The sequence below is a fragment of the Nocardia seriolae NBRC 15557 genome (assembly GCF_007990715.1).
Classification (GTDB): Bacteria; Actinomycetota; Actinomycetes; order Mycobacteriales; family Mycobacteriaceae; genus Nocardia; species Nocardia seriolae.
In genome coordinates this window covers 1-11,363 of record NZ_BJWY01000003.1, presented here as the reverse complement: position 1 = coordinate 11,363, position 11,363 = coordinate 1, and the positions used below count along the sequence as shown (strand labels likewise).

The following is an 11,363-nucleotide window of genomic DNA, read 5'->3' as shown; positions in this document are numbered from 1 at the left end:
GCAAGTTGCAAGCCGCCTTCTGATCGACCCCGGGTACCGCGACCGCGGCACCCACGCAACAAAAAGAAACACCTCGTCAGGAGAAGGTAATGGTTCAGGGCACTGTCAAGTGGTTCAACGCGGAGAAGGGCTACGGCTTCATCGCCCGCGAGGACGGCCCCGACGTTTTCGTCCACTACTCGGAGATCGAGGGCAACGGCTACCGTCAGCTCGAAGAGGGCCAGGCCGTGTCCTTCGAGATCACCGAGGGCAAGAAGGGCCCGCAGGCTGCTGCGGTTCGCCCGCATTAACCGCCTCCCCGGGACTTCAGCGGGCGGCTGAGAGCCGTTAGCTTCATGCACCCGTGTCGGCGGTTGGGTGCCGAACCGATTTTGGGGGTACCCGGGGAGTTACCCGGATCCTCGCGAGATCAGTCGTCACGCTACCGATAATCGAAAACAAGGCCCGTACCGAATCCGGTACGGGCCTTGTTGTTTCACACGATCAGCGCGGAGCCATACGGAGTGCACCGTCCATACGGATGGTCTCGCCGTTCAGGTAGTCGTGCTCGGTGATGTACTGCGCCAGCTGCACGTACTCGTCCGGGCGACCCAGGCGGGACGGGAACGGCACGCCGGACTCGAGGCCCTTGCGGTACTCCTCGGTGACACCGGCCAGCATCGGGGTGTCGATGATGCCGGGGGCGATGGTGTTCACGCGAATGCCGAACTGCGCCAGGTCACGCGCGGCCGGGATGGTCATACCGGCGACACCGCCCTTGGAGGCGGAGTAGGCGATCTGCCCGATCTGGCCCTCGAACGCCGCGACCGAGGCGGTGTTGATGATGACGCCGCGCGAGCCGTACTCGTCGACCGGATCGGTCTTGGCGATGGCGTCGGCGGCCAGGCGCATCACATTGAAGGAGCCGAGCAGGTTCACGGTGATGACCGTGCGGAACAGCTCCAGGTCGTGCGGGCCGTTCTTGGACAGGATGCGTCCCGCCCAGCCGACACCGGCGCAGTTGACGACGATGCGCAGCGGCACACCGGATTCCACGACCTTGGCGACCGCGGCGGCCACCTCGTCGGCGCTGGTGACGTCGGTCGGGATGAGGGTGACGCCGACGGGGACATTGTCGCCCGCGCGCTCGATGGACTGAGCCAGATCCAGGCCGAACACGGTCGCACCCGCATCGGCGAAGCGCTTGGCGGTGGCCGCACCCAGACCGGACGCACCTCCGGTGACAATGGCGGCGGAGCCCGAAATCTCCACGGTGAATGGTCCTCTCGACTGTGGACGGCCCTCTCACTGGCCCTCCGTCAATAGGCACGATAGCGGGGTCGGGTGAGCGCCCCGCGCGGGGTCGGGTTTGGGCGTTTCGGTCCCCGGCACTGTGCCGGTCGGGCGGCCCGGTGGTTGTGCAATTCGCAAATCGGAGGTTCGAAGCGAGCATTGCTCGCAAGATTTGCGAACACGAGTGTTCGTCTAGGTGGTAGTTTCGCATACATGAATGCCAGCACGGCCGGTCGCCGCCGTGGTTTCCGTCGTTCGGCCCCCCGCGTGGCCGGAAAACGCATCCTGATCACCGGCGCGGCGCGAGGGATCGGCGCGGCCTTGGCCCGGCAGCTGCACCACCACGGCGCTCGGGTGGCACTGCTCGGTATCGAGGAGTCACTGCTCGCGCAGGTCGCCGCCGACTGCGGGGACGCCCCTTGGCGCTACTGCGACATCGGTGATCCGGCTCAGGTGCAGCGAGTCGTCAACTCCCTCACCGCGGAACTGGGCGGTCTGGACGCCGTGGTGTGCAATGCCGGCATCGCCCGGCCGCTCGCCCTGCTCGGCGGCGACCCGACCGTGCTCGAGGAAACGCTCACCGTCAATGTCCTCGGCGTGTACTACACGCTGCGCGCCGCCGGACCCCACCTCGCGCACCGCGACGGCTACGTCCTGCTCATCTCCTCGCTGGCCGCCGCCATCCACCTGCCGCTGGCCGGTGCCTACAGCGCCTCCAAGGCCGCCGTCGATGCGCTGGGCGACACCCTGCGCATCGAATTGCGGCACACCGGAGCCAAAGTCGGCATGGCCTACTTCGCCGAGCTCGACACCGAGATGACCAGCCGTGGCTTCGGCACCGAGGCCGCGCACAGCATTCTGGGCCGTTCCACCATTTCCGGCATCGCCCCGCTGGGCCCGGCCATCGACGCCTGCGAACGCGCCCTGGCCCGCCGCTCCCGCCGCATCGTCTCGCCGTACTGGGTGAGCATGGTGCTGTGGTGCCGTCCGCTGGCCCAGTTCCTGGTCGAATTCACGCTGCGCGACGGCGTGGCCGGCGGTTTGGAGATTGCTCGCACCGAACCGACGGGCTTCACCACCGAACAACCGGCCCGGCCCCGCAGAATGAAGAAGCTCGCATAACGCTCGAGGCCAATGGAGTCCAACGCATGCCCGAATCGGCAACCCGCCAACTGCCCCGCGGTCGTCACGGTCTGCCCCGGGAGGCCGTGGTGGCCGCTCAGCGCGACCGCATCCTGCTCGCCATGGCCGAGGCGATGACCGAGAACGGTTATGTCGGAACGCCGGTGGCGGCGGTCATCAAGCGGGCGGGTGTCTCCCGGGAGACCTTCTACGAGCAATTCCGTTCCAAGGAGGACTGTTTCGAGGCCGCCTACGAGCGCGCCGCGGAACTCATGCTGACCGGCATCCTGACCGCGACGGGCGCGGAATTCGACGGCGAGACCGGGGCGGAGCGCATCGAACGCCTGCTCGGCTCCTACCTGGACGCGCTCGCGGGCCAACCCGCCTACGCCCGTTTGTTTCTGGTGGAGGTCTACGCGGTCGGCTCGGAGGCCATCGACCGCCGCACCCAGATGCAGGAGACCTTCGTGGCCATGGTCGCCGATGTGCTCGGCGCGGACACCGCGGAGCAGCGCTTCGCCTGCCAGACCCGGGTCGCGGCCTTGAGCGCCATGGTCACCGCGCGCATCGCGGTCGGCGATCTGGACGGGCTGCGGGAACTGCGGGAACCGCTACTTGACCTGGTGCGGCGCAGCGGAGAACTCTTCGGCAGCACCGTCGTCGAGGACTGACACCGGCGCGAGCACCGACATCGGCGCGCCGCGGCGCAGCACCAGCAATACCGCCCCGGCCAGCGCGGGCAGCGCCAGCGACAGCACCGCGGCCAGCGGGGTGCCCAGGCCGGGTGCGAACGCCTCGAGCAGGGTCAGTTCGCCGAAGTACAGGAACAGCAGCCCCGAGCAGGCGGCGATGAGCCGCTCCGGAATGTGCTTGCCGATGGTCACGCCGACCAGGATGGCCAGCCCGCCCGCGGCGACCATGCCCGCCACCGAGCCGATCCACACCGCGACCCAGCCGTTGTTGGTGGCCAGGGCCATGGTGGCGAACATGGTCCGGTCGCCGAGCTCGGCCAGCAGGAACGCCGAGAGCACCACCAGGAAGGCGCTGCGCGACTTGGATTGCGGCGCGACCTCTTCCGCGTCCTCCGGCGCGTTCGACGGCAGTGTGTCGCGCAGTGTCCACAGGCCGACGCCGATGAGAGTGGCCGCGGCGCACAGGGAGATGAGTCCGGTCGGCAGGGCCGCGCCGATGAAGTGACCGACGCCGACGGCGATCAGATTGACCAGGATGCTGGCGGCGGTGATCGCGCTCAGCACCACCCACCAGTGGTAGCGCAGCGCGAACGTCAGTGCCATGAGTTGCGATTTGTCGCCCAGTTCGGCGAGGAAGAGCACGCCGAAGCTCAGCAATATCGTGGCGATCATGAAGGTCAGCTCCCAGGTCTCCGGCCTGTCGGCTGAATGCGGGGACGCTTCAGCCGACACCGCACCGGTAAATCGGTTTGGTTCTTTTCGGCCGAAGGTCTCGCCCACCGGAAATTTCCGGTTCACGCGCCGGACCCGGGAAAGGATCAGTATGTCGACGGCGTGATTGGGGGCTACTCCCCTTCGCTCGCCGCCATACTACTCCGGCAAACCGGGCGCAGGCAAACGCCCGTCGCCCAAATCGCAATGCGCGCAATAAGTTTGGGAATACTGCCGGAAGGTTTCGGTTACCCTTACGCGGCCAGCAGCATGGCCAGAACCGCGGTGTCGGGATCACTGATCGGATCCACCCCGACCCGCGAAACCATCGAGGTCACCGTGCCGTCGCTGTCTGTCTCGACCCAGGCCGCCCGGTGTTCGAGTCCCAGATGCGGGAGTCCCGGCAGCAGCAGGCAGCCGGAGGCCGCGCCCGCGCACTCGGGCAGCGACGGCCGGGTCTCGCGCGGCGGGTGCAGCATGAGCAGCGCCGGTGGCACATGTCCGGCAAACATGCCGGGCTGCAAGCCTTCCGCCCCCAGCACCGTGCCCTCCGCGATGACCAGACCTACCATCGCGGGATCGGGATCGTCGGGCAGCTCTTCGCGCGCCCCGAACACCGTCGAGGTGGGCAGCAGGCCCGGCAGGCTGGCCACCCGCACGGCGAGCACGAGGACCTGCGCCCATTCCTTGGTGGAGTCCGGCCAGCGCCCGGAGATCACGAATCCCTGTAGCGAACCGCGCGCATGGAACGGCATGACGCCGATCTGACCACTCATGGTGTGCCTCCCGAATCCGGACCGGGGGCGGCGGTGCCCGTGTTGCTGTTGGGAACACCAGGTTGTACCCGAATGGAACTGGCACACAAGTACCAAAGAGTGCTAGCACCCGGCCGGGTGAAATGCGAAAGACCCGCGAACCGAGTGGTCCACGGGTCTTTCGAAGAACCGGAGATCGGGTGTACGAGACCCGACGCGGGGCATCAGCCGAAGATCAGGCCTTTGCCCTGGTTGACGGCCTTGGTGTAGCGCTCCTGGATTTCGGCCCAGTTCACCACGTTCCAGAACGCCTTGACGTAGTCCGCCTTGACGTTCTTGTACTGCAGGTAGAAGGCGTGCTCCCACATGTCCAGGCCGAGCAGCGGGATGATGCCCAGCGGCACGTTGCCCTGCTGGTCGGTGAGCTGGAAGGTGAGCAGCTTGTTGCCCAGGGTGTCGTAGCCCAGCCAGGCCCAGCCGGAGCCCTGCAGGCCGTTGGCCGCAGCGGAGAACTGCGCGACGAACTTGTCGAAGGAGCCGAACTCCTCGTCGACGGCGGCGGCCAGGTCGCCGACCGGCTTGTCGCCGCCGTCCTTGGACAGGCTCTTCCACCAGATGGAGTGGTTGACGTGGCCGCCGAGGTGGAACGCGAGGTTCTTCTCGTTCAGGAAGATGGCGGCGTGGTCGTCCTTGGCGCGCGCCTCCTCGAGCTTCTCGAGGGCGGCGTTGACACCCGCGACGTAGGCGGCGTGGTGCTTGGTGTGGTGGATCTCGTTGATCTGGCCGGAGATGAAGGGCTCCAGGGCCGAGTAGTCGTAATCGAGTTCAGGCAGCGTGTAGACAGCCACGATGTCCCTTTCCGTGTCGGGGCCGTGTGCCCTCGGCATGGTCCGAGGCGCACCCAACCATCATTCGTACACCCGCTCGTCTGCAACCGGGCTGCGTGCCCCCACATTCCGGCCTCTGTATATCTTTCCCAACCTTTGGAATTCCTCTGAACGCAACGTCGGTGCCGGTCGGGTCGGGTCCCGTAGCATCGAGGCATGTCGTGGTACGACGAGTTCGTCGGTCGCTTGCGGCTACCGGCGGCGACCATGGTGACGCCCGAGCAAGCCCTGCCCGGCCGCTCCGAGGCCCTGATCGTCCCGGACAAGCACTACGTCAGCGGCCATCCGCTGAAACCGCCCTTTCCGGCGGAGATGCGGCTCGCGGTGGTGGCCATGGGCTGCTTCTGGGGTGCGGAGCAGGGGTATTGGCAGCTCGAGGGCGTGTACAGCACCGCGGTCGGTTACGCGGGCGGCTACACCCCGAACCCGACCTACGAGGAGACCTGCTCGGGCCGCACCGGGCACACCGAATCGGTCCTGGTGGTCTTCGATCCGCGGGTGATCGAGTTCGACGGAATTCTCAGACAATTCTGGGAGAACCACGATCCAACCCAGGGCATGCGGCAGGGTAACGACCGCGGTACCCAATACCGTTCGGCCATCTTCACTTTCGACGACGAGCAGGCGAAGGCGGCCGAGGCGAGCAGGACCGGCTATCAGGAGCGATTGACGGCGGCCGGATTCGGGACGATCACCACCGAGATCGCCCCGCTGCCAGACCTATCCGCGTTCTTCTACGCCGAGAGCTATCACCAGCAGTACCTGGCCAAGAACCCCGGCGGCTACTGCCCCGACCACGGCACGGGCGTCAGTTGCAATACCGCCTCTCCGGGCCGTTAGCGGGCGGCTCGGGCGCCGTTGGCCATCCTGCACCCGTGCCGCCGGTGGGTGCCGAACCGATCTTGGACGTCCCCGGTGGTACCCGGATCTCACGAATCAGTTGCCACGTTTCATCCGCCCGGTCAGAGCGGCGGCACCACGTCCGGGCGCTGGGTGCGCGGGTCGCCCGCGTCGTGGGCCTGCCACCAGCGCACGCCGCCGTCGATGAACTCCTGCAACGGAATCGGGTTGCCCTGCTTGTCGGTGACGGTGACCCCGTCGAACCACACGCGCACGTCGAGTTCGCGCGGGTCGATGCCCTCTTCCTGTGAGAACTCCATCATGTGCGCACCGGCGGTGTCGCGCAGCTGGGTGTCGAAGCTGAGCAGCTTGCGCCACTGGCTCCAGGAGCTGTCGCTCAGGTCGAGGAAGTCCCAGCCGTGCAGCGCGCCGCCGCCGAAGCTGTTGACGGCGTCGTGCAGGCCGTCGATGGTGAGCGGCAGCACAACGGGTTCGAGGTCGTCCCAGCGCTGGCGGCGCAGCGAACAGGCGACCCGGCTGACCCCGGTGAGGGTCAGGTAGATATCGCAGTCTTCGGGCGGTGGGCCCTGCTGCGGCAGCGTCAGCACGTCGAGTTCCAGCCGTAGCGTGCATGCCGCGGTGTCCACGTCGATGCCGAGGCAGGTCGCCTCCGACAGTGCGAGGTTGAGTCCCTTGATGTCCAGGCCGTCGAGTAGCCCCCTGCTCACAGTCATAGCGCCAGGCTACCGATCTTGCCTGGCCCGGCCCAGGATTTCCGTTTTTCGGTAGTGTTGTCGTTTTTTTCCGGTCCGAACGGAACCACGAGCCGACCTGCGGCGTCAGACTGGATGGGGCCTTCTGAGACACGGGCCCTCGGGTCGGCCGCTCCGGAACGGGGAGGGGACTTCCGGATCGGCCGACCCGACGAAATCCTCGACGAAATCGCCGAATCCCGGACGAAACGGTCGGCTGTCCACCTGTGGATCAGGTTGTGGATTATGTGGATAACTCCCGAAACCGACTCTGCGCAGGTACGGAACTCCACCGCCCGCGCGCCCGCGTGGCAGGATCGAAACCGTGACGAACCCCCACCTGCCTTCGGTGTCGATCGACGAGGTGCCGAAGGAATTCGATGCCGCCGACGGCTGGGGTTCCGCCGCGCCCGCGCCCGCCCAGCTCCTCGACGTCCGCGAGCACGACGAATGGCAGCTCGGCCGCGCGCCCGGCGCCCTCCACATCCCCATGACCGAGGTCCCCGCCCGGCTCGACGATCTGGATATCGACGCCGAGATCTACGTGATCTGTCGGCAGGGCGGCCGGTCCATCGCGGTGGTGGAGTACCTGAACCAGATCGGCTACGAGGCCGTCAATGTCAAGGGCGGCATGGTGGCCTGGCAGCAGACCGGCCGCCCGCTCACCGGTGACGGTCCCGAGGCGAAGATCTACTAGGCGCGGAGAGGTGGAGCGATGAACGGGGGACAGGTGGGCCGATCGCGATCCGCCGTCGTGCAGCCGTGCGCCCGCTGCGGTGCGCGCTGGGCAGTGCAGGGCAAACCGCTGCACTGGTGCCCGCGGTGTCACGGCGTGCTGCTCTCGCCCGCGCCCGTGGACGCGCCCGCCGAACGCCGCAACTACCGCTGGGTGGCCCGTCCGCCGGGCCGCAAAGCGGCTGCCGCGCAGCCCGTCCGGCGGCCCGCCGCGGCGGAGACCCCGCGCTACCACCAGATTCCGCAATGGGGCTTGCATGATCGGCCGGCGCCCGAGGCCGCCGCGGTGGCGCCGCACCCGCTGGCCGACCTGAGTGACCGGGTCACCGTGCTGCTGCCGGTCACCGCCGGTGTCTTCGTGCTGGCCGCGCTCGCCGAGCTGGGCCGGTACGGGATTCTGCTGCACAGCCGCACCCGGTTGATCCAGTCCTGGCTGCTGTGGGTTTCCGATGCGGCCGTGACCGTTTCCGCGTTCGCCGCCCTGGTGCTGGCGCTGGTGTCGACGGTGGGACTGGTCGGCTGGCTCGCCGAGACGCGCCGCGCCGCGTACGCGCAGGCGGGGCAGACCGATCCGCGCTCGCTGCGCGCCCTGGTGCTGGGTTGCGTTGTGCCGGTCGTGAATCTGGTGTGGCCGGCGGTGTTCCTGGCCGAGGCGGCCCGGCTGCGGATCGCCGCGGGCGCGGATTCCCGGCTGCTGCGCGCGGTCCGGATCTGGTGGGCCGCTTGGCTCGTCGACGCGGTCATGGTGTTGATCTCCCTGCTCTACCGGTTCGCGAAGTCGTTGCAGGTGCAGGCCGACGGGGTACTGGTGAGCCTGTGGACGGATCTGGTCGCGGCGGCCGTCGCGCTGGCCTCGCTGGGCCTGGTGCGGGCCTTCGCGGGACTGGATCTGCGGGGCCGTCCGAAGCCGTTGCGGCGCTGGGTGATCGCCACCGCGCCCGCGCGGCCGGTGATCGAACCGGTGCAGCCGGGTACCGGCGATTCGGGGCGGGGGCCGGACGCTGCGGTCGAAAATGCCCCTGCCGTCGGCAATGATGAGGTCACCGCAGAGCAACAGGAGGTATTGGCGAAGTGAGCCGGGCCAGTCGTGCGCCGTTCGTGGTCGCGCACCGGGGGCGTCGGCGGCGCGACCCGAACACACCCTCGCCGCCTACGATCTCGCCCTGCAGGAGGGTGCGGACGGCGTCGAGTGCGATATCCGCCTGACCCGTGACGGGCATCTGGTCTGCGTGCACGACCGCACCGTGGAGCGCACCTCCAACGGCACGGGCGCGGTCAGCGAGATGACCCTGGAGGAGCTGAAGGCCCTGAACTTCGGCACCGCCGCCGAACCCGAGGGCGTGCTCACCCTCGCCGAGCTCATCGAGCTGGTGCTGGACTGGAAGAGCCGTCCCACCAAGCTTTTCATCGAGACCAAGCATCCGGTCCGCTACGGCGCGCTGGTCGAGACCACCCTGCTGAGCGAGCTCAACCGCTACGGCATCGGCGCCCCGGCCTCCGCCGATCACGCCCGTGCGGTCGTGATGTCCTTCGCCGCCACCGCGGTCTGGCGCATCCGCCGCGCGGCCCCGCTGCTACCCACGGTGCTGCTCGGCGAATCCTCCCTGTACCTTTCCGGCGGCGCGGCCCACACGGTCGGCGCCACCGCCATCGGCCCCTCGGTCCGCACCCTGCGCGAACACCCCGAACTCGTCGACAAGGCCGCGGCCGCCGGCCGTGCCACCTACGTCTGGACCTGCGACGAACTCGAGGACGTCGGGCTGTGCGCCGACCTCGGCGTGGACTGGGTCGCCACCAACTACCCGGCCCGCACCAAAGCCGGTCTCCCCACGGTGTAAATCCCCCGCGCCGTCGCGGGCCGCCGCCGGGGCACCCTGTAGGTTTGCACCCCATGGGTAAGAGCAAGCGCAACAGTCCCAAGCCGGACAGCAATCGGGCGCAGAAGCTGGCCGCGCGGCGTGCCGCGCAGGAGTCGGCCGCGCAGACGGTGACGCGGCCGTTCGAGGGTCTGGCCGCCGAATGCGATCTGGTCGCGCTGCGGGAGTTCGTGCCGTCGGCGACCGCCACGCTGAAGTTGTCGCCGAACGTGTCCGCCGAGCGGGCCGTCACCCTCGCCACCGTGCTGCCGGGAGCGGTCGCCGCGCTGGTGCGGGCCGGTGACGAGCCGGTCGGTTTTGTCGGCACGCAGGTGCAGTTCCAGTCCGCCGATCCCGCCGCGGATCTGGCCGCCGCCATTCTGTGGACCCAGGCCGCCGCCCCGGGCGAGTCGCTGACCACCGCGGATGTGGATGGCGCGCCGCGGCTTTCGGAGGTGCTGGACCCGGGCGCGGCCCTGGACCTGACCGTGCACCAGGACTTCAACTGGTGGGTGCCCGCCGACGTCACCCCGGACCCGCAGGTGGCCGCCACCATCGAGCAGGCCAATCGCGCGATCATGCCGTCGGCCCGGCTGGAACTGGGTGCGGACGCCATCGGCGCGGCCTGGTGGGTCGACGCGGGCGAGAAGGCGCACGTGCGCTGGGTGCGGCCCGAGGACGAGGATCAGCTCATGCTGGCCCTGGCCCGCCTGCACGCGGCCGGTGACCTGAACCTGGGCGAGGGCTCGCGGTTCGCGGGCTCGTTCCGCACCCACGGCCTGCTGGTGCCGGTCTTCGACCTGGACCGCGAGCGGCACGCGAGCGAATGGGAAGCCCCCGCACGCGAATTCGGTGCCAAGCTGGCCGCCGCATTGAAGGTGGACGCGCCGCTGACTTCCGAGGAGCGCCGTTCACGCGACGGTCTGCGGTCGCGCCAGGTCACCCTGCGCTGATTCGCGGCTGTCGTTCATCGGGAATTCCCTGAAGAACGCATGAAACGGGTCCAGTCCAATGCAACGGACCGGGCCTGTTTCATGTCAATCCACCGGATGAATAGCACCGAAATATATTCGGCCCCAACGGCTTTTAATTCAGAGCGCGCCGCCGGCGGCGTGCGGTGCGCCCGACGCGTCCTTCGGGCCGCTCATTTCGCGTTCCACGAAACGCTCGAGGTCGAACATATTGTTGCTGGCGCGCTCGGCCACGGTGAGCAGGGTGCGCATGGTCGCGACCTCTTCGACCTGTTCCTTGAGGAACCACTGCATGAATTGTTCGCCCTGGTAATCGCCCTCTTCCCGGGCGGTCTTGGCGAGCTGGACGACCTGCTCGGTAACGGCCTGCTCCTGCGCGAGGGCCAGGGCGATGGGCTCCTTGGCGTTCGCGAATTGCGAAGTGGCGGCGTCGACCCCGGGCATCTCGACCGTACTGTCCTGGTCGATGAGGTACTGCGCGATCATCATCGCGTGATTACGCTCTTCGACGGCCTGCTTGTAGAAATACTTGGCCAGGACCGGAAGATCGGCATTGTCGAACCACATCGCCACGGCGATGTACTGGTGTTCGGCATTGAATTCATTGCGGATCTGGTCCTGGAGCAGGGCCTGGAACTTGCTGCGTTTGGTCTGGGTTCGGGTGGACATGCGGACGACATTAATCCCGGCCAAATCGCGTGTCATCCAAGTGCAACCTTATTGAGCACAGCCTAATTGAGGCAAGTATTGCCTAATTCCGGCTAGTGTCG

13 protein-coding genes and 1 pseudogene are annotated in these 11,363 nt (G+C 67.9%); 8 read left to right on the top strand and 6 right to left on the bottom strand.

Going from position 1 to position 11,363, the window contains the following annotated elements; genetic code table 11:
• Window positions 1-89 precede the first annotated feature (89 nt).
• Window positions 90-290, top strand: a complete 201-nt coding sequence (locus tag NS2_RS01190) for a cold-shock protein (RefSeq protein WP_033085228.1) — start codon at window positions 90-92, stop codon at window positions 288-290.
• 193 nt (window positions 291-483) lie between these two features.
• On the opposite strand, the gene NS2_RS01185 is transcribed toward NS2_RS01190, so the two are convergent.
• Entirely contained in the window at window positions 484-1,251 is a 768-nt protein-coding gene (locus NS2_RS01185; RefSeq protein ID WP_033085229.1) for an SDR family NAD(P)-dependent oxidoreductase, read from the bottom strand.
• Between the two features lie 234 nt (window positions 1,252-1,485).
• Here NS2_RS01185 and NS2_RS01180 point away from each other — a divergent pair, with 234 nt between their 5' ends.
• Together NS2_RS01180 and NS2_RS01175 are read left to right on the top strand one after the other, a co-directional pair.
• On the top strand, window positions 1,486-2,394 hold the full coding sequence (locus NS2_RS01180; RefSeq protein ID WP_033085230.1) for an SDR family NAD(P)-dependent oxidoreductase: 909 nt from the start codon (window positions 1,486-1,488) through the stop codon (window positions 2,392-2,394).
• A 26-nt stretch (window positions 2,395-2,420) separates the two neighbouring features.
• Complete coding sequence (locus tag NS2_RS01175) at window positions 2,421-3,065, top strand: TetR/AcrR family transcriptional regulator (RefSeq protein ID WP_033085231.1); 645 nt, start codon at window positions 2,421-2,423, stop codon at window positions 3,063-3,065.
• On the opposite strand, the gene NS2_RS01170 is transcribed toward NS2_RS01175, so the two are convergent.
• The 3 genes from NS2_RS01170 to NS2_RS01160 form a co-directional block, all read right to left on the bottom strand.
• On the bottom strand, window positions 3,006-3,758 hold the full coding sequence (locus NS2_RS01170) for a TMEM165/GDT1 family protein (RefSeq protein WP_033085232.1): 753 nt from the start codon (window positions 3,756-3,758) through the stop codon (window positions 3,006-3,008). The two genes, NS2_RS01175 and NS2_RS01170, sit on opposite strands and share 60 nt — an antisense overlap.
• 293 nt (window positions 3,759-4,051) lie before the next feature.
• Complete coding sequence (locus tag NS2_RS01165; RefSeq protein ID WP_033085233.1) at window positions 4,052-4,573, bottom strand: hypothetical protein; 522 nt, start codon at window positions 4,571-4,573, stop codon at window positions 4,052-4,054.
• A 203-nt stretch (window positions 4,574-4,776) separates the two neighbouring features.
• Window positions 4,777-5,400 (bottom strand): superoxide dismutase, encoded by a 624-nt coding sequence (locus NS2_RS01160; RefSeq protein WP_033085234.1) that lies wholly within the window; start codon window positions 5,398-5,400, stop codon window positions 4,777-4,779.
• A gap of 195 nt (window positions 5,401-5,595) precedes the next feature.
• Between NS2_RS01160 and msrA the strand changes: the two genes are divergently transcribed.
• Entirely contained in the window at window positions 5,596-6,279 is a 684-nt protein-coding gene (gene msrA, locus NS2_RS01155; protein ID WP_033085235.1) for a peptide-methionine (S)-S-oxide reductase MsrA, read from the top strand.
• A gap of 122 nt (window positions 6,280-6,401) precedes the next feature.
• Here the strand turns inward: msrA and NS2_RS01150 are convergent, their stop codons facing one another.
• Window positions 6,402-7,013 carry a hypothetical protein gene (locus NS2_RS01150; protein WP_033085236.1) on the bottom strand — a complete coding sequence of 204 codons (612 nt, stop codon included), beginning with the start codon at window positions 7,011-7,013 and terminating at the stop codon, window positions 6,402-6,404.
• A gap of 343 nt (window positions 7,014-7,356) precedes the next feature.
• Between NS2_RS01150 and NS2_RS01145 the strand changes: the two genes are divergently transcribed.
• From NS2_RS01145 to NS2_RS01130, 4 genes and pseudogenes are all read left to right on the top strand, one after another.
• Complete coding sequence (locus NS2_RS01145; RefSeq protein ID WP_033085237.1) at window positions 7,357-7,728, top strand: rhodanese-like domain-containing protein; 372 nt, start codon at window positions 7,357-7,359, stop codon at window positions 7,726-7,728.
• 18 nt (window positions 7,729-7,746) lie between these two features.
• Window positions 7,747-8,841, top strand: coding sequence for a DUF4328 domain-containing protein (locus tag NS2_RS01140; protein WP_033085238.1), 1,095 nt, complete (start codon window positions 7,747-7,749; stop codon window positions 8,839-8,841).
• A pseudogene (locus tag NS2_RS01135) lies at window positions 8,838-9,604 on the top strand (glycerophosphodiester phosphodiesterase). The gene NS2_RS01140 and the pseudogene NS2_RS01135 overlap by 4 nt, the downstream one beginning before the upstream one ends.
• A gap of 53 nt (window positions 9,605-9,657) precedes the next feature.
• A complete protein-coding gene (locus tag NS2_RS01130) occupies window positions 9,658-10,575 on the top strand; it encodes a DUF5926 family protein (protein ID WP_033085239.1) in 918 nt (305 codons plus the stop codon).
• Between the two features lie 138 nt (window positions 10,576-10,713).
• Here NS2_RS01130 and NS2_RS01125 read toward each other — a convergent pair whose 3' ends face one another.
• Window positions 10,714-11,262 (bottom strand): ferritin, encoded by a 549-nt coding sequence (locus NS2_RS01125; protein ID WP_033085240.1) that lies wholly within the window; start codon window positions 11,260-11,262, stop codon window positions 10,714-10,716.
• Window positions 11,263-11,363 lie beyond the last annotated feature (101 nt).